This window comes from Pseudomonas monachiensis, from assembly GCF_047345015.1.
In the GTDB taxonomy this organism is placed as follows: Bacteria; Pseudomonadota; Gammaproteobacteria; order Pseudomonadales; family Pseudomonadaceae; genus Aquipseudomonas; species Aquipseudomonas monachiensis.
The window spans coordinates 169,511-189,301 of record NZ_CP178857.1; the positions used below are offsets into that span (position 1 = coordinate 169,511).

General features: G+C 61.2%; 17 protein-coding genes. 8 read left to right on the forward strand and 9 right to left on the reverse strand.

Going from position 1 to position 19,791, the window contains the following annotated elements:
• Nucleotides 1-52: 52 nt before the first annotated feature.
• From ACMDB8_RS00680 to ACMDB8_RS00695, 4 genes are all read right to left on the reverse strand, one after another.
• On the reverse strand, nt 53-541 hold the full coding sequence (locus tag ACMDB8_RS00680; RefSeq protein WP_056726904.1) for a glycine zipper domain-containing protein: 489 nt from the start codon (nt 539-541) through the stop codon (nt 53-55).
• A gap of 354 nt (nt 542-895) precedes the next feature.
• Nucleotides 896-3,244 carry an FdhF/YdeP family oxidoreductase gene (locus ACMDB8_RS00685; protein WP_409079091.1) on the reverse strand — a complete coding sequence of 783 codons (2,349 nt, stop codon included), beginning with the start codon at nt 3,242-3,244 and terminating at the stop codon, nt 896-898.
• Nucleotides 3,241-4,080 (reverse strand): formate dehydrogenase accessory sulfurtransferase FdhD, encoded by an 840-nt coding sequence (gene fdhD, locus ACMDB8_RS00690; RefSeq protein WP_409079092.1) that lies wholly within the window; start codon nt 4,078-4,080, stop codon nt 3,241-3,243. Before fdhD ends, ACMDB8_RS00685 begins: the two co-directional genes overlap by 4 nt.
• A 92-nt stretch (nt 4,081-4,172) precedes the next feature.
• Complete coding sequence (locus ACMDB8_RS00695; protein ID WP_056726901.1) at nt 4,173-5,060, reverse strand: LysR family transcriptional regulator; 888 nt, start codon at nt 5,058-5,060, stop codon at nt 4,173-4,175.
• Between the two features lie 128 nt (nt 5,061-5,188).
• Here ACMDB8_RS00695 and lysM point away from each other — a divergent pair, with 128 nt between their 5' ends.
• Nucleotides 5,189-5,629: a peptidoglycan-binding protein LysM gene (lysM, locus tag ACMDB8_RS00700; protein WP_007972838.1), complete on the forward strand. Its 441-nt coding sequence runs from the start codon at nt 5,189-5,191 to the stop codon at nt 5,627-5,629.
• Nucleotides 5,630-5,724: 95 nt separating this feature from the next.
• On the opposite strand, the gene yrfG is transcribed toward lysM, so the two are convergent.
• Nucleotides 5,725-6,387 carry a GMP/IMP nucleotidase gene (gene yrfG / locus ACMDB8_RS00705; RefSeq protein ID WP_056726900.1) on the reverse strand — a complete coding sequence of 221 codons (663 nt, stop codon included), beginning with the start codon at nt 6,385-6,387 and terminating at the stop codon, nt 5,725-5,727.
• An 88-nt stretch (nt 6,388-6,475) separates the two neighbouring features.
• On the opposite strand from yrfG, the gene nudE reads away from it, so the two are divergent.
• On the forward strand, nt 6,476-7,042 hold the full coding sequence (nudE, locus tag ACMDB8_RS00710; RefSeq protein WP_056726899.1) for an ADP compounds hydrolase NudE: 567 nt from the start codon (nt 6,476-6,478) through the stop codon (nt 7,040-7,042).
• Entirely contained in the window at nt 7,039-7,866 is an 828-nt protein-coding gene (gene cysQ / locus ACMDB8_RS00715) for a 3'(2'),5'-bisphosphate nucleotidase CysQ (protein ID WP_409079093.1), read from the forward strand. Before nudE ends, cysQ begins: the two co-directional genes overlap by 4 nt.
• Before the next feature lie 133 nt (nt 7,867-7,999).
• Here cysQ and ACMDB8_RS00720 read toward each other — a convergent pair whose 3' ends face one another.
• The 4 genes from ACMDB8_RS00720 to rfbC form a co-directional block, all read right to left on the reverse strand.
• A complete protein-coding gene (locus tag ACMDB8_RS00720; protein ID WP_056726897.1) occupies nt 8,000-8,455 on the reverse strand; it encodes a thioesterase domain-containing protein in 456 nt (151 codons plus the stop codon).
• Nucleotides 8,456-8,495: 40 nt separating this feature from the next.
• The gene (locus tag ACMDB8_RS00725) at nt 8,496-9,890 is read right to left on the reverse strand and encodes a sigma-54-dependent transcriptional regulator (RefSeq protein WP_223541939.1); all 1,395 of its coding nucleotides are present in this window, start codon (nt 9,888-9,890) and stop codon (nt 8,496-8,498) included.
• Nucleotides 9,887-11,695 (reverse strand): sensor histidine kinase, encoded by a 1,809-nt coding sequence (locus ACMDB8_RS00730; RefSeq protein WP_223541940.1) that lies wholly within the window; start codon nt 11,693-11,695, stop codon nt 9,887-9,889. Before ACMDB8_RS00730 ends, ACMDB8_RS00725 begins: the two co-directional genes overlap by 4 nt.
• A gap of 93 nt (nt 11,696-11,788) precedes the next feature.
• Nucleotides 11,789-12,334, reverse strand: a complete 546-nt coding sequence (gene rfbC / locus ACMDB8_RS00735; protein WP_409079094.1) for a dTDP-4-dehydrorhamnose 3,5-epimerase — start codon at nt 12,332-12,334, stop codon at nt 11,789-11,791.
• A 188-nt stretch (nt 12,335-12,522) separates the two neighbouring features.
• Here rfbC and ACMDB8_RS00740 point away from each other — a divergent pair, with 188 nt between their 5' ends.
• The 5 genes from ACMDB8_RS00740 (at nt 12,523) to ACMDB8_RS00760 (ending at nt 19,762) form a co-directional block, all read left to right on the forward strand.
• Entirely contained in the window at nt 12,523-15,435 is a 2,913-nt protein-coding gene (locus tag ACMDB8_RS00740; RefSeq protein WP_409079095.1) for an aminotransferase, read from the forward strand.
• Nucleotides 15,436-15,757: 322 nt separating this feature from the next.
• On the forward strand, nt 15,758-16,864 hold the full coding sequence (aguA, locus tag ACMDB8_RS00745) for an agmatine deiminase (RefSeq protein ID WP_409079096.1): 1,107 nt from the start codon (nt 15,758-15,760) through the stop codon (nt 16,862-16,864).
• Between the two features lie 244 nt (nt 16,865-17,108).
• Nucleotides 17,109-17,321, forward strand: coding sequence for a hypothetical protein (locus tag ACMDB8_RS00750; RefSeq protein WP_008003171.1), 213 nt, complete (start codon nt 17,109-17,111; stop codon nt 17,319-17,321).
• A gap of 221 nt (nt 17,322-17,542) precedes the next feature.
• On the forward strand, nt 17,543-18,214 hold the full coding sequence (locus ACMDB8_RS00755) for a DsbA family protein (protein WP_409079097.1): 672 nt from the start codon (nt 17,543-17,545) through the stop codon (nt 18,212-18,214).
• A gap of 261 nt (nt 18,215-18,475) precedes the next feature.
• Nucleotides 18,476-19,762 (forward strand): OprD family porin, encoded by a 1,287-nt coding sequence (locus ACMDB8_RS00760; protein WP_409079098.1) that lies wholly within the window; start codon nt 18,476-18,478, stop codon nt 19,760-19,762.
• Nucleotides 19,763-19,791: the final 29 nt, after the last annotated feature.

Consider the following 19,791-nt stretch of genomic DNA (forward strand, 5'->3'; position numbering starts at 1 on the left):
CAGCCCTTGGGCTGCGATTTTTGTTGTACTCACCAGCGAGGCGCTCGAGGCCTTAGTCGCGGTAGTACTTGTGGTGGTGCTTGCGATGGCCATAAGCATGGCCACGGCCCGGATGGCCGTCACGGTAGTAACGACGATCGTCATGGCCGCGATACGAACGATGACCGCCGTCTTCATCATCGTAATCTTTGCCCATGTAGTTACCCAGCGCGCCACCAGCACCGCCGCCCGCTGCGGCGCCGATCAGGCTGCCAGTGGTGCCGCCCACGCTGCGGCCGACCACGTTACCGCCCGCTGCACCCAACGCACCGCCAAGGGCTGCTTCGCCACGGCTGTGCTTGTTTGCGCCGACGGCGCTACCACCCGCGCCACCCAGGGCCGCGCCGATGGTGGAACCTGTGCTGCCGCCTAACGACTGACCGACGACCGAGCCTAAAACCCCGCCCAATGCGCCGCCTACACCGGCTTCGGTGGTGCCGCCAGCAGACGCGATACCGCTGACCAGGCCAAGGGACAACAAGAGAATCGAGGAGAACTTCATGGAGGAACCTCAAGGGGATGACGGCGCGATCCTGAGGCTCTGGAATGGGCGTGACAATCGAAATCCGACGAATAACACGACTTGTATACAATATTGCAAGTTACTGTTTTTTGGGCGGAACTTAACGTTTTTTTGCAGGTCTTTTACTTATTCGCAAAGGCCGTTTTCATAAGAAAGCGGCCTTTTTTGTGGGCGAAAGGAAAGTGCAGGGTCCGGAGTTTTTGGTGATTGGTCTGGCCCCATCGCGAGCAAGCTCGCTCCCACAGGGATTTCAGTCGAACGCAGATTATGTGAACAACAGAAAAAGACTGTGGGAGCGAGCTTGCTCGCGATGGGGCCAGTTCAGACAACACATTAAGCAGACCTGGCCATGATCAACCCGGTCTCACTCGCCGCTTCCAACCGGATCGCCACGAATTTCGATGTCGGCGTATCACTGCCATCGCCGGTGCTTTCCAGCGGCACCAACGGGTTCACCTCCGGATAGTAGGCCGCCGCTTGCCCGGCCGGGATATCAAACGCCAGCAGGGTGAAGCCTTTTACCCGACGTTCCACGCCATCGTCCCAGAGCGAAACGATGTCGGCCTTTTGCCCCGGCTTGAAGCCCAGGCGAATGATGTCGGCTTCGTTGACGAACAACACATCGCGCTGACCTTTCACGCCGCGATAACGGTCGTTGAGGCCATAAATGGTGGTGTTGTACTGATCATGGGAACGCATCGATTGCATGATCAGGTCCGGCAGTACTCCGGTGGCGCGGGTGCGTTCGTGCACCAGGTCTTTGGGCAGCGCGTTCGAGCGGAAATTGGCCCGGCCCGAAGCGGTGCTCCACTTGCGTGCGCCGGCACTGTTGCCCAGGTAGAAGCCTCCCGGGTTCTTGATTTTCTCGTTGAAGTCCTTGAAACCGGGAATGGTCTCGGCGATCAGGTCGCGGATGCGGCTGTAGTCGGCCACCAGCCAGTTCCAGTCCACCGGGTGGCTGCCCAGGGTCGCGGCAGCGATGCCGGCCAGGATCGCCGGTTCCGAGCGCATCTGGTTCGACAGCGGCTGCAGTTGGCCATTGGAGGCGTGGACCATGCTGAACGAGTCTTCGACGGTGATCGCTTGCGGGCCTTGGGTCTGGATATCGATGTCGGTGCGGCCCAGGCACGGCAGGATCAGCGCGTCCTTGCCGTGGGTCAAATGGCTGCGGTTGAGCTTGGTGCTGATCTGCACGGTCAGGTCGCAGTTTCGCAGGGCCTGGAACGTGCGCGGGCTGTCTGGCGTGGCCTGGGCGAAGTTGCCGCCCAGACCGATGAAGACTTTCGCCCGCCCTTCAGCCATCGCATGAATCGCCTCGACCACGTTGTGGCCGTTGTCGCGTGGCACCTTGAACTGGAAGCGTCGCTCCAGGACATCGAGGAACGCGGCAGGAGGGCGTTCGTTGATGCCCATGGTCCGGTCGCCCTGCACGTTGCTGTGGCCACGCACCGGGCACAGGCCGGCACCCGGCCGGCCGATGTTGCCGCGCAGCAGCATCAGGTTGGCGATTTCCTGGATGGTCGCCACCGAATGGCGGTGTTGGGTGATGCCCATGGCCCAGCACATGATGACGTTCTTGCCCTTGGCGTACATGCGCGCCGCTTGCTCGATTTCCACCAGGCTCAGGCCGGACTGCTCGACGATCTGCTCCCAGGGGGTGTCGTCGATGACGGCCAGGTATTCCAGCACGTTGACGCTGTGCCCGTTGAGGAAGTCGTGGTCGAACACCGCCGGCTCACCGGTTTTCTGCGCGTCCCGCTCCCACAGCAGGAGGAATTTCGCCATGCCGCGCATGATCGCCATGTCGCCACCCAGGGCCGGGCGGAAGAATGCGGTGTTGGTCGGCTTGTCGCCATTGGTGAGCATTTCGATCGCGTGCTGGGGGTGCTGAAAACGCTCCAGGCCACGCTCCTTGAGCGGGTTGATGCACACCACTTGGGCGCCGCGCTTCACCGCTTCGCGCAGCGGTTCGAGCATCCGTGGGTGGTTGGTACCGGGGTTCTGGCCCCAGACGAAAATCGCATCGGCGTGTTCGAAGTCGTCGAAGGTCACGGTGCCTTTGCCGACCCCGACGCTTTGTGACAACGCGACACCGCTGGCCTCGTGGCACATGTTCGAGCAGTCAGGGAAGTTGTTGGTGCCGTAGGCGCGCACGAACAGCTGATAGAGGTACGCCGCTTCGTTACTTGCCCGGCCCGAGGTGTAGAACTCGGCCTGATCCGGGCTCGACAGGCCGTTCAGGTGTTTGGCGATCAGGGCGAATGCGTCGTCCCAGCTGATCGGCTTGTAGCGATCGGTCTCGGCGTCATAGCTCATCGGCTCGGTCAGGCGGCCCTGATACTCGAGCCAATAGTCGCTTTGCTCCAGCAGCGACGTGACGCTGTGCTTGGCGAAGAACTTGGCATCGACACGGCGTTTGGTCGCTTCCCAGTTCACCGCCTTGGCGCCGTTCTCGCAGAACATCACCATGCCCTTTTCCGGAGAATCGCCCCAGGCGCAACCCGGGCAGTCGAAGCCACCGTTCTGGTTGGTCTTGAGCATGATGCGCAGGTTCTTCAGCGCGTTGTCGCTGGTCAACCAGGCCTGGGCCACGCTGATCAGTGCCCCCCAGCCACCGGCCGGGCCTTTGTAGGGCTTGAAGCGAGGAACGGGTTTCTGGTCGGCCTGACGGTGTTGACTCACGCTTGATTCTCCAACGTTGGGCTGTAGACCCGCGGTGCATTCTTCTGAGGCAGATGGATGAGATTGAGGTTGTGGCGACGGGCCCATTGCACGGCAAGGCCCGTGGGCGACGACAGGCTGACCAGGGTCTGGATGCCAGCGCGCAAGACTTTCTGGATCAATTCGAGGCTGCAGCGGCTGGTGACAATCGCCAGGCCGCCAGCGGTCGGGATTTTTTGCCGGATCAATCCGCCGATCAGTTTGTCGAGGGCGTTGTGCCGGCCGATGTCTTCGCGGCCCAGCAGCAACTCGCCCTTGTCATTCATGAACACTGCGGCATGCACCGCACCGCAATGTTGGCCCAAGGGCTGGAAGGCACCGATGCGCTCGCGCAGGCCATCAAGCCATTCGACAGGCGGCAATGGGGCGCCGGGCAATACCCGAAGGTCAGGCAACGCCTGCTCGACTGCTTCCACGCCGCACAACCCGCAACCGCTGGTGCCGGCCAGTTGCCGACGCTGCTGCTTGAGGTTCCAGAACGCGCGGTTGGCGATGGTCACTTGCGCGTATTGCGCCGATCCCGAGCCGCTGAGTTGCAGGTCATAGATGTCCGTGGCGTCCTGGATGATGCCGCTGCCCAGGCTGAAGCCGACGATGAAATCTTCCAGGTCCGTGGGCGTCACCAGCATGACCGCCTGGCTGATGCCGTTGAAGGCAATCGCCAGCGCGACTTCCTCGGCCAGTGCGGTGCTGGCCGATTCGGAGTATTCGAGATTGCTATAGCAGTACGTCTGGCTTGCGGAGGGCGCGGGCGCTTCGAGGGCAGGCGCCGCGCATGCAGGGCGCTTGGTGTTCATGGCATCACCGACGGTTTGATCAGCTTTAAGACTAGGCGCGGCAAGTTGTCACGTCTAATCGCTAATACTGATCTACCGATAGATGCCGTCGATCAAGCGCCGATCAGCGATTGTTGATAGAGGGCAAAACAGGCTTCTGCCAGCGCCGAGCGTGGCGCGCTGCGACGCATGATCAGCCCCAGGCGGCCGAGGGTCTGGGCGTTCTCGATCGGTTGCAGGCGCAAGTGTTCGGTCAGGCCTTCGAGGCCGCCGTTCAATGGCATTACGGCGCAACACAAGCCGCCGTGCACGGCTTGTAACAGTTGATGCACGGCATCGGTCTGCAGCAACGGTTGCGGGGTCAGGCCACGGCTGTGGAAGTTGTGGTCGATGGACTGACGAAAGTGCATGCCGCTGGTGAGCATGCCCAGCGGCAGTTCGATCAAGGATTCCCAGCTCAGCGGTGCCTCGCCAAAGCTGAAGAAGCGTTGATCATAGAGCAGGCCCATGCGGGTTTCGCTGAAGGCCAGTGAGTCGAAGTGTTCGGTATCGAGGCGTTCCAGGTAGGAAACGCCGAGGTCCAGGCGATTGTTCGCCAGTTGCTCGAGGATCTGCTCGGAACTCAGGGCCGAGAGTTCGAAGCGCAGGTTTGGGTGCTCGGCGTGCAAGCGTTGCATCAGTGGCAGCGGATCGAAGCTCGACAACGGCACTACGCCCAGGCGCAAGGTGCCGACCAGATTGCCGCGACAGGCGGCTGCCTCGGCGTACAAGCCGTCGTAGGCCGCCAACACCGTGCGCGCCCAGGCCAGCACCCGCTCGCCTGGCGCGGTGAAGCCTTCGAAGCGCTGGCCGCGATTGACCAACGGCAGGTCGAGTTCTTCTTCGAGGCTGCGCAGGCGCATGGACAGGGTCGGCTGAGTGATGTGGCAACGCGCGGCGGCCTGGCCGAAATGGCGGGTTTCGTCGAGCGCGATGAGGAATTTCAGCTGCTTGATGTCCATCTGCGCTCCAAGGGGTGGGAAGGTGCGGATTCTATCGCAAGCGGGGTCATTGGTCGGGTTGGATTCGCAGGTGACGACCGTGGTCTAGGCTTTGACGTCTGGAACCCGAAACCCAAGGAGAGTGCACCATGAGTCTTTTGAGCTTTGTGAAGGAAGCAGGCGAAAAATTGCTGGATTTGCTGACGCCAGGTAACGCCAACGCCAGTGAGCAGTTGAAGGAGCACATCAGCAAGGTCGGCCTGGGCAACCCGAATGTGCAGGCGACGGTCGACGGCGACAAGGTCACGGTGACCGGTGAAGTGGCGAGCCAGGAAGAGAAGGAAAAGATTCTGCTGGCGGTGGGTAATATCGCCGGGGTTGGCAGTGTGGATGATCAGATCACCGTGACCGGCCCGGTCGTGAAAGCGGCGGTATTTGTCACCGTGGTGAAGGGTGACACCCTCAGCGCGATTTCCAAGCGCGTGTACGGCGACGCCAACAAGTACAACAAAATCTTCGAGGCCAACAAGCCGATGCTGTCGCACCCGGACAAGATCTATCCGGGGCAGTCGTTGCGGATTCCTGAGTAACACGAGGCCCGTAGGAGCTGCCGCAGGCTGCGATCTTTTGACCTTGACGCAATTAAGATGAAAAGATCGCAGCCTGCGGCAGCTCCTACGGTCAATCAAAGTCCCGCAATCAAATCCCGATAATCCCCGACCGCCGCAAACTCCGCCGTATCCTTCGGCCCCTTGCGGCTGTCCGGCTCGCGCACGGCCAGCAAATGCGCCACGCCAAAGTCCCGCGCGCTGCGCAGGATCGGCAAGGTGTCGTCGATGAACAGGCTACGCGCCGGATCGAAATCGATATCGGCTTGCAGCGCATCCCAGAATTGCGGGTTTTCCTTGGGGAAGCCGTAGTCATGGGAACTGATCAAGCGTTCGAAGTAAGGCGCCAGTTCGATTTTTTCCAGCTTCAACGACAGCGCATCCCGATGGGCATTGGTGATCAGCACCACGCGCTTGCCCGCCCGTTTGATCGCCGCCAAAAAGGTGTCGGCATCCGGACGCAGGGCGATCAGGTGCGCGGTTTCCAGTTTCAGGTCGCGCACCGACAGCTTCAGTTCGGTGCTCCAGAAGTCCAGGCAGTACCACTGCAACTGGCCGGCATTGCGCTCGAACAACGGCTGCAATTCCATCTCGGCCATGGCCCGGCTGACCCTGTGCAGTTCGGCGTAACGCTGGGGCAGGTGCTCCATCCAGAAGTGATTGTCGAAATGCAGGTCCAGCAGCGTGCCGTCCATGTCCAGCAGAACGGTATCGATGTCGGACCAGGGTAATGAAGGCATGGCAACGTCTCGGGCAGTAGAAAGATTTCTGGCGTAAACAATCGGGAAAGCCGCGTTATAGTAGCGCGTTCACGCCAAGGAGCTTTGCATGCGCCAGAAACCCACCATACTCGCCCGCGAAATTGTCGCCACCAGTCGATTGTTCTGCGTGGAAGAGATGAAGCTGCGCTTTTCCAACGGCGTGGAGCGTACGTATGAACGCCTGGTCGGCAAGGGCGCCGGGTACGGCGCGGTGATGATCGTGGCGATGCTCGATGCCGAGCATGCGGTGCTGGTCGAGGAGTATTGCGGCGGCACGGATGCATATGAAATGTCATTGCCCAAGGGCTTGATCGAGCCGGGTGAAGACGTGCTGGCGGCGGCCGAGCGCGAACTCAAGGAAGAGGCCGGATTTGGCGCGCGGCAACTGGAGCACCTGACCGAGTTGTCGCTGTCCCCCGGTTACATGAGCCAGAAGATCCAAGTGGTGCTGGCCACCGACCTCTACGAAGAGCGTCTGGAAGGCGACGAGCCCGAGCCGATGCGGGTGGACAAGGTCAATCTGCGTGAACTCTCGGCACTGGCGCAAAACCCGCAATTTACCGAGGGCCGTGCCTTGGCGGCGCTGTACCTGGCCCGAGACCTGTTGACTCAGCGCGGAGCGTTCCAGCCATGAATTTCCCACACCCGATGATGGCATCGGTGATTGAACTGGCTTTGCAGGCCGGTGATGCGATCCTGCCGTTCTGGCGCACAGGCACGGCCGTCACGGCAAAGGCTGATGATTCGCCGGTGACCGCTGCCGACCTGGCTGCTCATCACCTGATTCTGGCCGGGTTGACGGCGCTCGATCCGAGCATCCCGGTGCTCTCCGAAGAGGACGCCAACATTCCCCAAAGCGTGCGGGCCGGCTGGCAGCGCTGGTGGCTGGTCGATCCGCTGGATGGCACCAAGGAATTCATCAGCGGCAGCGAAGAGTTCACCGTCAACATCGCGCTGATCGAAAACGGTCGGGTGGTGTTCGGCGTGGTGTCGATGCCGACCAACGGGCGTTTTTACGTCGGTGGCGCTGGTCTCGGTGCCTGGCGCGGCGATAAAGGTGGTACGCCCGTGGCGATCAAGGTGCGTGATGCATTAGCGCCCGGTGAGTCCTTCACCGTGGTGGCCAGCCGTCGCCATTCGAGCCCGGAGCAGGAGCGCTTGCTGGCCGGGTTGAGCGCCAGCCTTGGCGAGCTGCAACTGGCCAATATCGGCAGTTCGCTGAAGTTTTGCCTGCTGGCCGAAGGCGCCGCGGATTGCTATCCGCGCCTGGCACCGACTTCCCAGTGGGACACGGCGGCAGCGCAAGGTGTGCTGGAAGGCGCGGGCGGTGAAGTACTGGAGTTGAGCGGTGAGCCGTTCAGCTATCCGGCGCGGGAGTCGCTGTTGAATGCGTTCTTCCTGGCATTGCCGGCGAAGGCAGCCTGGCGGGAGAAGCTGCTGGAATTGGCGCGGTCCTGAGATTCACACCTTTTTGTGGCGAGGGAGCTTGCTCCCGTCGGGGCGCGAAGCGGCCCCAATGCTTTATTGCGGCTACTGTGTAGCCTGACGGGAGCAAGCTCCCTCGCCACAGGGTTTCTTACCGATCTGAAGTTCAGCGGTGCAACACGTACTGCCCGACAAACCTCACCGCATCCTCATCGCGACCTTCATTGACGACCCGCGTATGCAGCGTCAACCGCGCTCGGCTGTATCGCTGGAAGGTGGTCAGGAATTTCTTCCAGATCACCGGGTCCGGCGCCTGGCAAATGGCGTGGGCATCCCCCGTCACCGGCAGCGGATAGCTGATCTGCCCTTCCTGAATCACGATGTGCCCGTCGGTAATGCCTTCCTCCTTGAGGCGCAAATGCAGCCAGCCCCAACCGGCCAGGACCGCGCCGCAATACAGGCTGCCGCCGAACATGGTGCTCTTGTGGTTGACGTTGGCTTCCAGCGGCAAGTGCAGGCGCAGTTGCTGGTCATGCCAGTCGAGCACTTTGAGGCCCATGTCCCGGGTGAGGGGAATGTCATGATGGAGAACGGATTCCAGTTGTCGACTGTCGCGGCTCATTCAGGGGCCTCTGGCGTGAAGTGGATGATTGGACGGTAGCTCAGTCGAGATCGTCAGGGTGGGCCGAGGCACCACTGTCGGCGAAACTCAGACCGTGCTTGCGCAGTTTGTCATGCAAGGTCTTGCGCGGAATGCCGAGGGCTTCGGCAACGCTGCGCACGGAGCTGTGCGAGCGTGCCAGTTCGGCGGCGATGAGGGTTTTTTCGAAGTTCTCCACTTGCTCGCTCAAACCGCCGCTGACGACTTCGACCCTGTTGCCAGCGCCGCCATCCGGCGTGCTGTTGTCGAGGGCCAGTTCCAGCCCGAGGGCAAAACGTTCGGCGGCATTTTGCAGCTCGCGCACGTTGCCGGGCCAGGTGTGGCGCAGCAGCAACGCACGTTGCCCCGGTTGCAGTTCATGGGGTGGCAAGCCGTGGCGGGCACTGGCTTCATCGGCAAAATGCTGGAACAGCATCAGCGCATCTTCGCCCCGTTCACGCAGCGGTGGAATCCGTAGCGGCGCGACGTTCAGGCGGTAATACAGGTCGGCACGGAAACGCCCCTGATCCGCCGCCTGGCGCAGGTCTTCCTTGGTGGCGGCAATGATGCGGATGTCCAGCGGGATCAGTTGATTGCCGCCCAGGCGTTCGACCACCCGCTCTTGCAGCAAGCGCAGCAACTTGACCTGCACATCCAGGCTCATGCTTTCGATTTCATCGAGGAACAGCGTGCCGCCATTGGCGAATTCGAACTTGCCGATGCGACGTTTCTGCGCGCCGGTGAAGGCGCCGGGCTCGTGGCCGAACAGTTCGCTTTCGACCACCGATTCGGCCAGGGCACCGGCGTTGATCGCCACGAACGGACCGTTGCGACGGCTTGATAAATCGTGCAGCGCCCGGGCCACGACTTCTTTGCCAGCGCCGGTTTCGCCGAGGATCAGCACGTCGGCCCTGGTCGCCGCCAAGGCGCCGATCTGCTCGCGCAGGCGCAGCATCGAAGGTGAGTGGCCGACCAGGCGCGTGCTCAGCTCGTTGCGGTCGCTCAAGGCCAACCGCAGGCTGCGGTTGTCCAGCACCAGTCGGCGCAGGGCCAATGCGCGGCGTACGCTGTCGAGCAGGGCGTCACTGGCGAAGGGTTTTTCCAGAAAGTCATAGGCTCCGGCGCGCATGGCCTGCACGGCCAGCGGCACATCGCCGTGGCCGGTGATCAGCAGCACCGGCAGCTCCGGATCCTGGGCGTGCAGTTCGGTCAACAGTTCGAGACCGTCCATGCCGGGCATGCGGATGTCGCTGACCACCACCCCTGGCCAGTCACGTTCAAGTTGTGTGGCCAGGCCCTTGGCTTCGGCCAGTGGCAGGATTTTCAGGCCGGCCAGATCCAGCGTTTGACTCAGGGCTTGGCGCAAGTGGGGATCGTCGTCGATCAACACGACCTGAATGCGGTTGTCGATGGTCATGCACTTCGGTCCTCGGACGGTTGCAGGCTCACGCCCGGTGCGCCTGCGCGCAGCTTCAGGGTAATCAGGGCGCCGCCCTCCTTGTGGTTGGCGAACGACAGTTCACCGCCGAAGGCGCGCATCAGGGTTTCGCAAATCGCCAGCCCCAGGCCGAGGCCCTGGGTGCGGGTCTTGGTGGTATAGAACGGCTCGCTGGCGCGGCCAAGGGCTTCCATGCAAAACCCGGGGCCGTTGTCGCGAATGTACAGGTTGACGCCATCGGCCGTGGATTGGGCACTGAGCCAGAGTTTACGTGGCGGGCCTTTTTCCGTCAGGGCGTCCAGGGCATTGGCCAGCAGGTTGCCGAGCACCTGACGCAGGCGGGTTTCCCCGGCCTCGACCCACAGGGTGGCGGCGGGCAAGTCGCGGATCAGTTCGACTTCCATGCTGCGTCGACGCTTGGCCAGCAAGGCCAGGGCATCGTCCAGCGCCGGTTGCAGGGCGACGCTTTCCGGGGCGTGGCGGTCGCGCCGGGCAAAGGCGCGCAGGTGGGCGATGATCGAGGCCATGCGACCAGTCAATTCGCTGATCAGCTTGAGGTTGCCTCGGGCGTCGTCGGTGCGCTGGTGATCGAGCAATACTTCGGCGTTTTCCGCGTAGCTGCGAATTGCTGCCAGCGGCTGATTGAGTTCGTGGCTGATGCTCGCCGACATGGTGCCCAGCGCCGACAATTTGCCGGCCTGCACCAGATCATCCTGGGCGCGGACCAGCTCTTGCTGGGCCTGCTCGCGTTCCAGCACTTCCTGTTTCAGGCGTCGGTTCAGGCCCTCGAGATCGCTGGTGCGCTCGGCGACCCGGCCTTCCAGCTCGCGGCGGGCCTTGGCTTCGAAAGCGATGCGTTCGAGGTAGTGGCGACGGCGCTGCATCATCAGGCCAAGCAACAGCATCAACACCAGCAACGTTGCACCACCGATAGCCACCACCGTGCGCACCGGGCGGTCGATCAAGGTGCGCGGAGCGAGGATGCTGACGTCCCAGCCGGTTTCAGCGATCTGCCGGGTCTGGGTCAACCAGGCATTGGTATTGAGCTTCAGCGGTTTTGGATCGCGGGTTGGATAGGGCTGGATCGCCGTGATGGCTTTGCTTTCGTCTTCGCTCAACGGGCGGGTCGAGCGGAATCGCCACTCCGGTCGCGAGGTGAGAATGACCACGCCGTTGTGGTCGGTCAGCAGCAGTTGTTCCGGGGTTTTGCCCCAGAGGCTTTCGGTGTGGTCGAGGTCGACCTTGACTACCAGTACACCAACGATTTTTTCGCCATCACGTACGCCGGCGGCAAAGAAGTAACCGCGCTTGGCGGATGTCGTGCCCAGGCCGAAAAAGCGCCCGAGGCGCCCGGCCATGGCTTCGCTGAAATACGGCCGGAAGGAAAAATTACGCCCGACAAAACTGTCGTGTTTGTCCCAGTTGGAGGCGGCCAGGGTCTTGCCGGTGGCGTCCATCAGGTACATGACTTCGGCACCGGTCTGGGTGGCGATGTTTTTCAGCAAGCGGTTGGCATTGCCTTGGGTGACGCCATCGTCCGGCGCGCCGAGCACGGCACGCAAGGCCGGCAGGTCGCCGAGGATTTGCGGCAACACTTCATAGCGGTGCAGGGTACCCAGCAGGTTGGCGACGTAGAGGTCGAGGGTCTGACGATTCTGGCTGGCCAGCTCGCTGCGGTAGTAACGCTCGGCGAGATGCTCCAGCGGCCACAGCAACGGCGCCAGGCACAGTGCCAGCAGGGCCAGGCTGCGCCAACGGGGTCTGGGAGGAAGAGTTGGTTTCATGAGCAGCATGCGCCTGTGGGTACAGGCGCATTATGCCTAGGCTTGCCCGCCTTGGGTCAGTTGCATCTTGATTGGCGAGTTTCAGCCGGCCTGTCAGGCAAAGACATCGGCGTCCCTGAAAAATACCCCGGCCTGATCTTTCGCCGACAGCTGCGGCGTGCCTTGCAGTTGCCAGTCGATGGCCAGGTCCGGGTCGTCCCAGCGAATGCTGCGCTCGGCCGATGGCGTGTAGTAGTCGGTGGTTTTGTAAAGAAACTCGGCAAATTCGCTCAAGACCACGAACCCGTGGGCGAAACCTTCCGGGACCCAGAGCTGGCGATGATTGGTGGCAGACAGGCGCACGGCGACCCATTTACCGAAGTGCGGCGAGCTGCGACGGATGTCTACGGCGACGTCCAGCACTTCACCGACCGTGACGCGAACCAGTTTTCCCTGGGTATTTTCCAGTTGGTAATGCAGGCCGCGCAGCACGCCCTTCTGCGAACGGGAGTGATTGTCTTGAACGAATTCAGTCTCCAGCCCGGTGGCCTCTTTGAATGCCCTGGCGTTGAAGCTCTCGTAGAAGAAACCACGTTCGTCACCAAAGACCTTGGGTTCGAGGATCAGAACACCGGGCAGGTCGGTGGTCACTACATTCATGGTGGCTCTCCAGCAGTGTGCGTTTAATGGCCGCCATTCTTGCGCAAAGTGCTGATCGAGGCGAGTACCAGAACAAAACCTGTGGGAGCAACTGTGTTCACAAATGCCCTCATACCAGTTCCGGGGGGTTGCGTATCGCCCGAACCAGTGGCGATATAGGCGCCTAATAAAATTTCAGGGGTCGTTGTATGCCGCTCGCCACGTTGATTCATCGCGCCAGTTTGCCCAGCCCGCAGGTGTCTGCGGAGCAAGCGCTAGGGCTGCTGGAAGAACATTACGGGTTCAGTGGCAGGTTGCAGGCCCTTGGCAGCCAGCAAGACCTGAACTACCGCGTCGACAGCGAGCGGGGACGTTTCGTCCTGAAAATCTGCCGTGGCGACTACTCGGTACTGGAACTCCAGGCACAACATGCCGGGCTCAAGCATCTGGGCGAACATCCCGATGTACATGTGCCGCGTGTTATCACGGCGAAAAACGGTGCAGACCTGCTGTCGCTGGACGTGGATGGCCAGGCGGTCCACGTTCGCCTGCTCGACTACATCGAAGGCCAGCCGCTGACGAGCCTCGCTCGTTTCACCCCGACGGTGGTGTCCGGCTTCGGGCGCCTGTGTGGTGAAATGGACCTGGCCCTGGCGGATTTCGACCATCCGGGGCTGGAGCGAACCCTGCAATGGGACGCCCGCCATGCTCACGCCCTGATCGCGCATTTGCTGCCGTTGATCAAGGATGAGGCCCAGCGCAAATTGCTCATCGAAGCGTCCGCGCAAGCCGAGCGGCATTTGCAGCCACTGCAGGACAAACTGCCGGTGCAGGCCATTCACATGGACATCACCGACGACAACGTGGTGTGGCAGCGCGATGCGCAGCGCCATTGGCAGCTGCAAGGCGTGATCGATTTCGGCGATCTGGTGCGCACCTGGCGCATTACCGATCTGTCGGTGACCTGCGCAGCGCTGCTGCATCATGGCGAGGGCGATCCGTTCTGCATTTTGCCGGCAATCCAGGCCTATCACGCGGTCAACCCGTTGCAACACGAAGAACTGCTGGCGCTGTGGCCGCTGATTGTCGCCCGCGCGGCGGTGTTGGTGCTCAGCGGCGAACAGCAGATCAGCATCGATCCTGGCAATGCCTACAGCCGCGACAATCTGGTCCATGAATGGGAAATCTTCCGTGTGGCCACGTCGGTGCCGTTGGCGCTGATGGAAGCGGCGATCCTCACCGCCGTCGGCCAGAACCTGCCCACCATCGGCAGCGAAGGTTTCGCACCGCTGTTGCCGAACCTGGTGGGGCGAGAGTTCGCGCTGATAGACCTGGGCGTGCTCAGTCCGCATTTCGAGGCCGGGAATTGGGAGCAGGAGGGCGTCGATCAGCGCCTGCTGGATGAAGCGGCCGCGGCACATGGCCTGGCGGCCAGTCGTTATGGGCAATACCGCCTGTCCCACACCCGCCCGGACAGCGCAGCTGAACCGGACACTTGCCCGTTGCACGTCGAGTTGCGTGTGCCTCAGGGCACGGCGGTCGAAGCGCCGTTTGCCGGGGTGGTGCATCATCCATCGGCGGGCGTGCTGCAACTGGACGGCCCGCAATTGAGCGTGCGGCTTTGGGGCGTCACGCCGTCGCTGCACAGCGGCGCGGCCTTGGTCAAAGGCCAGGTACTGGGTTCGGTCAGCGGGCCATTGATCGTGCAGTTGTGCCGTGGCGCGTCGATCAATGCGCCGTTGTTCTGTACGCCTTCGCGCGCGGCGGCCTGGCAGGCGTTGTGCCCTTCGCCGGCGGCGTTGCTGGGTCTGGCCTGTGACGCCGAAGCCGAACTCGACGGCCCGACCTTGCTGGCCCGGCGCGATGCCAGCTTCGCCCGCACGCAAAAACACTATTACGTCGACCCGCCGCGTATCGAGCGTGGCTGGCGCAACCATTTGATCGACATGCAGGGCCGCTCCTACCTCGACATGCTCAACAACGTGGCGGTGCTGGGCCACGGCCATCCACGCATGGCCGCCGTTGCCAGCCGCCAGTGGTCGTTGCTCAACACCAACTCGCGCTTCAATTACGCAGCCGTGGCCGAGTTCTCCGAACGTTTGCTGAAGCTGTCCCCTGACGGCATGGATCGGGTGTTCCTGGTCAACAGCGGCAGCGAGGCCAATGACCTGGCGATTCGCCTGGCGTGGGCCTACAGCGGCGGCCGCGACATGCTCAGTGTGCTGGAGGCCTATCACGGCTGGACGGTGGGCGCGGATTCGGTGTCGACCTCGATCGCCGACAACCCCAAGGCCTTGAGCAGCCGTCCGGACTGGGTACACCCGGTGACCGCGCCAAACACCTATCGCGGTGAATTCCGTGGCCCCGACAGCGCGCCGGATTACGTGCGCAGCGTCGAACACAACCTGGCGAAAATCGCCGAGCAGAATCGCCAACTGGCCGGGTTCATCTGCGAACCGGTGTATGGCAATGCCGGCGGTATCTCGTTGCCCCCAGGCTATTTGAAACAAGTCTATGCCATGGTCCGGGCTCGGGGCGGCGTGTGCATCGCCGACGAAGTGCAGGTCGGCTACGGGCGCATGGGCGATTTCTTCTGGGGCTTCGAAGAACAGGGCGTGGTGCCGGACATCATCACCATGGCCAAGGGCATGGGCAACGGTCAGCCACTGGGCGCGGTCATCACCCGCCGGAAAATCGCCGAGGCGCTGGAGGCCGAGGGTTACTTCTTCTCGTCCGCAGGCGGCAGCCCGGTCAGTTGCCAGGTCGGCATGGCCGTGCTGGATGTGATGCAAGAAGAAAAACTCTGGGAGAACGCCCAGGTCGTGGGCGGGCATTTCAAGAAGCGCCTCGAAGCATTGATCGATATTCATCCGTTAGTGGGCGCGGTGCACGGTTCCGGTTTCTATCTGGGTGTCGAACTGATCCGCAACCGCGAAACCCTGGAACCGGCCACCGAAGAAACCACCGCACTGTGCGATCGTTTGCGTGAACTAGGGATCTTCATGCAGCCGACCGGCGATTACCTGAACATCCTCAAGATCAAGCCGCCGATGGTCACCTCGCGCCAAAGCGTGGATTTCTTCGTGGACATGCTGTCGAAGGTGCTCGCGGAGGGGCTGTAAACACATCCCCCTGTAAATGCGGGCCAATGTGGGAGCGGCGGTGCGACGATTCGACTTGCTCGCGAAGAGGCCGGTATATCCGACGCAAATATTGCGCCTGGAATGCCGCTTTTGTCGGAACGCCGCCCGGAGCAAACCTGCTCCCACATGGATGGTGGTTTTAATTCGATTGATATCGGCTTTTTATCGGTTGTTTTTGTAACGGAGGATGTAAGGTGCTTCAAAAGCCGATATTTATCGGATATAAAGTGGCCAGTCCACGGCGTGTACCAATGCGCTTCCATTTCTGTCAGGTATCAATGTCACTCCGGAGTCCTGAGCCATGACCACGTTGAACAGCACCCCTCGCGCCGACGGCTTCTACATGCCAGCCGAATGGGCACCCCAAACCCAGGCCTGGATGATCTGGCCCGAGCGCCCGGACAACTGGCGCCTGGGTGGCAAACCGGCACAAGCCGCCCACGTGGCAGTGGCCAAGGCCATCGCCCGCTTCGAACCGGTAACCGTGGCGGTTTCCGCCGGCCAGTACGAAAACGCCCGCGCCCGTCTGGATGTGCCGAATATTCGTGTGGTTGAAATGTCCAGTGACGACGCCTGGGTCCGCGACACCGGCCCGACCTTTGTCATCAATAACAAGGGTGAAGTCCGTGGCGTGAACTGGGATTTCAATTCGTGGGGCGGTTTTGACGGCGGCCTGTATTCGCCGTGGAACCGTGACTCGCAGGTCGGCGGCAAGATCCTCGAGATCGAGCGCAGCCCGCGCTACCGCACCGAAGGCTTCGTGCTGGAAGGCGGTTCGATTCACGTCGACGGCGAAGGTACCCTGATCACCACCGAAGAATGCCTGCTCAACCGCAATCGCAACCCGCACATGAGTCGCGCAGAAATCGAAGCGGTCCTGAGTGCGAACCTGGCTGTGGATAAAATCATCTGGCTGCCGGATGGCTTGTTCAATGACGAAACCGATGGCCATGTGGATAACTTCTGCTGCTACGTGCGCCCGGGTGAAGTGCTGCTGGCCTGGACCGATGATCCGCAAGACCCGAACTACCCGCGCTGCCAGGCAGCGATGAAAGTGCTGCAAAGCAGCACCGACGCCAAGGGCCGCCCGTTCACGGTGCACAAGATGCCGATCCCGGGTCCGCTGTTTGCGACCGAGCAAGAGTGCGCCGGTGTCGATCCGGTCGACGGTACGCAGGAACGTAATCCGACTGTTCGCCTGGCCGGTTCCTACGTGAACTTCCTGATCGTCAACGGCGGCATCATCGCGCCGTGCTTTGACGATCCGCAAGATGGCCCGGCAAAGGAGATCTTGCAGAACTTGTTCCCGCAACATGAAGTGGTGATGGTGCCTGGTCGCGAACTGTTACTGGGGGGCGGCAATATTCACTGCCTTACCCAGCAACAACCCGCGCCGCACAAGGAGTGAGTGAAGCCGTAACAGCTTGAGTTGATTGCAAAATTCCTCAGGCTGTCGATCAGCCACCATTGTTGCGCGGAGCCCGCGGCCCTACAGGCCTGCGGGCTTTTTTGTATCTACAAGGACACACTTCAGAAACCTTGGCACAGCTCTTGTATCTCTGCTGTTGTAACTCGGGGAGGGGGAGGACTTCGATGTTCTGTCATAAACCTTGGATAAGTTAGCCGCTCACAAACCGGGAGAGAGCGCTGAAATGAACGCCGAAGTGAATGTTGTGGGCGAAAAGGCGTTGCATCCCCTGGCAGTAAATAGCGAATCGCTCCAGATCCTGGCGCACTGGTTCAAGTCCAATGGAATGCGTCAGATCAGCGAAACTGATCCGCGCCGGACGATGATCGAGCGTTACCCTGCTGGTTTATTCAGCGAAGCGGAACTGGATGCGTTGTGGGATGTGATGGAAGGATAAGAAGAAAAACAACGGATTGAACAAGAAAAGCGCTGCCGGGATGGCAGCGCTTTTTTTTGCCCGCCGATTCATGCAATCACCAAGACCTCACAGGGTTTTGTGAGGCAACCATTCGACCGATTCAAGCAACAGACTGAAAGCCAATCCGGCGTTTTTCCGGGGCCGCTGCGGCACTAACCTGCCGACATCGAATTTTCCTGAATTTCTGTCGGAGCTTTCCCATGATCCTGCATTACATCTACGACCCCTTGTGCGGTTGGTGCTACGGCGCCAAACCGCTGGTGCAAGCCGCCCAGGCTGTGCTGCCCGTGATTGCACACGGTGGCGGCATGATGACGGAGGCCAATCGGCAAAAGGTTTCGCCACAACTGCGCAATTACGTCATGCCTCACGACCGGCGCATCGCCGAATACAGCGGGCAGCCGTTCGGTGAAGCCTATTTCGAAGGGTTGCTGCGTGATCACAGCGCCGTGTTCGACTCGGCGCCACCCATCGCTGCGGTGCTGGCTGCCGAGCAAATGACCGGTCGCGGGCTGGAGTTGCTGGGGAAATTGCAAAGTGCTCACTACGTTGAGGGGCGCCGCATCGCCGACGAGTCGGTACTGTTTGAACTTGCCCAGGGCATGGGGCTGGACCGCGAAGCCTTCGAAAAAGCCTTCAGGTCGGCCGACACCGAAGGCCATATCAGGAACAGCCGTGCTCTTCTGGCCAAGGTCGGCGGGCAGGGCTTTCCGACCCTGGCGCTTGAGCACGATGACCAATTCACCCTGATCGATATCGGGCCATGGCTAGGCAAGCCCCAGGCATTTGCGCAGTGGCTGGGTCAGTCGCTACCTGATCAGGGGGCATCCATTTCCGTAGCAGCCTGTGGCCTCAATGGCTGCGATGATTGAATATTCCTGCCGCGTAAAGCCATTTCTTAGACGGTTTTCGCCTGTTTTTAGAAGATTCATGAAATTGACACATCGTTGAGGGCGCAGCTACGATTCGGCCCAACGCCTGTGGCCGACTGCCACGATCAACAATTATAAAAAGGCCCGCCGCGAGAAATCGTGGGCGGGCCTTTTTGTTTTCGCCATGAAAAAAGAGCGCGATAGCGCCGTTTCGGCCGTTCGACACAGCGCGTATCAACCGGAAATAAGGAAAAGAACACGATGTTGAACAAGCGAATCAGCCTGATCGCTCTGGGGATGTTGAGTGCGACACAGGCCATGGCGAACGACCAGGCCGAATCCAAGGGTTTTGTTGAAGACAGCAGCCTCAAAGTGCTGCTGCGTAATGCTTACATGAACCGTGACTACAAAGACGGCAACCCGGATAAATCCGAGTGGGGCCAGGCGGCCATCGGCACGTTCTCGTCCGGCTTCACCCAAGGCACAGTCGGTGTGGGGGTGGACGCTTTCGGCCTGTACGCCCTGAACCTGGAACGCAGCGAGGACCGTAGCGGCGCGCAAGGCATCGATTTCTTCAAGAAGGGCGACAGCGGCCAACCGGCCGACGACCTGTCCAAGGGCGGCGCGGCGATCAAGTTCCGCCTGTCCAGCACCACCCTGACCTACGGCGACCAGATGCCGGCCCTGCCGGTGCTGAACTATGACAACTCGCGCCTGCTGCCGGAAAGCTACACCGGCACCTTGATCACCTCCAAAGAGATCAATGGCCTGCAACTGGACGCCGGTCGCTTCACCGCCGAGTCGCGAAAAAGCGCCGAAGGCCGTGACAGCGGTGGCTTGAAGTCGATCAACGTATTGGGCGGCAGCTACCAGTTCACCGAGCAATTCAAGGCTGCGCTGTACGCTTCCGACGTCGAAGATGTGCTGAAGAAGCAATACGTGAACGCCAACTACGTATTCCCGATCGACAAGGATCAGTCCCTGACCCTGGACTTCAACGGCTACCGCACCAAGCTGGAAGATTCCTACGTCCGCGAAAACGGTATCACCGGCGACGACAACAAGATCTGGAGCCTGGCGGCCACCTTCATCACCGGCCCGCACTCGTTCACCCTCGCTCACCAGCGCAGCACCGGCGACAGCAACCTGGGCTACGCCTACGGCGGCTACCAGAAAGACCAGGGTCGCATCGGCGACGGCGGCAACACCATCTACCTGGCCAACTCCTACTGGTCCGACTTCAACGCCGAAGACGAACGCAGCTGGCAACTGGGCTACGGCCTGGACTTCAGCACCTTCGGTGTACCGGGCCTGAGCTACAACGTGGCCTACGTGCGCGGTGACAACATCACCACGTCCACCAGCGAAGGCGGCACCGAGCGCGAGATTTTCAACCAGATCAAATACGTCGTCCAAAGCGGCCCGGCCAAAGACCTCAGCGTGAAACTGCGCAGCTCCGTCCTGCGCGTGTCGCAGAAGTCGAGTGAGTACAACGTCAGCGGCAATGAAGTGCGTGTGTTTGTGGATTACCCGATCAATATTTTCTGATGATGGGTTGTGGTATCGAGGTCTGATGC

Bases quoted from the DNA above. Each gene is read 5' to 3' on its own strand.
- ACMDB8_RS00680 (WP_056726904.1), bottom strand. From the start codon at position 541: ATGAAGTTCTCCTCGATTCTCTTGTTGTCCCTTGGCCTGGTCAGCGGT.
- fdhD (WP_409079092.1), bottom strand. From the start codon at position 4,080: ATGAACACCAAGCGCCCTGCATGCGCGGCGCCTGCCCTCGAAGCGCCC.
- ACMDB8_RS00695 (WP_056726901.1), bottom strand. From the start codon at position 5,060: ATGGACATCAAGCAGCTGAAATTCCTCATCGCGCTCGACGAAACCCGC.
- lysM (WP_007972838.1), top strand. From the start codon at position 5,189: ATGAGTCTTTTGAGCTTTGTGAAGGAAGCAGGCGAAAAATTGCTGGAT.
- yrfG (WP_056726900.1), bottom strand. From the start codon at position 6,387: ATGCCTTCATTACCCTGGTCCGACATCGATACCGTTCTGCTGGACATG.
- nudE (WP_056726899.1), top strand. From the start codon at position 6,476: ATGCGCCAGAAACCCACCATACTCGCCCGCGAAATTGTCGCCACCAGT.
- cysQ (WP_409079093.1), top strand. From the start codon at position 7,039: ATGAATTTCCCACACCCGATGATGGCATCGGTGATTGAACTGGCTTTG.
- ACMDB8_RS00720 (WP_056726897.1), bottom strand. From the start codon at position 8,455: ATGAGCCGCGACAGTCGACAACTGGAATCCGTTCTCCATCATGACATT.
- ACMDB8_RS00725 (WP_223541939.1), bottom strand. From the start codon at position 9,890: ATGACCATCGACAACCGCATTCAGGTCGTGTTGATCGACGACGATCCC.
- ACMDB8_RS00730 (WP_223541940.1), bottom strand. From the start codon at position 11,695: ATGAAACCAACTCTTCCTCCCAGACCCCGTTGGCGCAGCCTGGCCCTG.
- rfbC (WP_409079094.1), bottom strand. From the start codon at position 12,334: ATGAATGTAGTGACCACCGACCTGCCCGGTGTTCTGATCCTCGAACCC.
- ACMDB8_RS00740 (WP_409079095.1), top strand. From the start codon at position 12,523: ATGCCGCTCGCCACGTTGATTCATCGCGCCAGTTTGCCCAGCCCGCAG.
- aguA (WP_409079096.1), top strand. From the start codon at position 15,758: ATGACCACGTTGAACAGCACCCCTCGCGCCGACGGCTTCTACATGCCA.
- ACMDB8_RS00750 (WP_008003171.1), top strand. From the start codon at position 17,109: ATGAACGCCGAAGTGAATGTTGTGGGCGAAAAGGCGTTGCATCCCCTG.
- ACMDB8_RS00755 (WP_409079097.1), top strand. From the start codon at position 17,543: ATGATCCTGCATTACATCTACGACCCCTTGTGCGGTTGGTGCTACGGC.
- ACMDB8_RS00760 (WP_409079098.1), top strand. From the start codon at position 18,476: ATGTTGAACAAGCGAATCAGCCTGATCGCTCTGGGGATGTTGAGTGCG.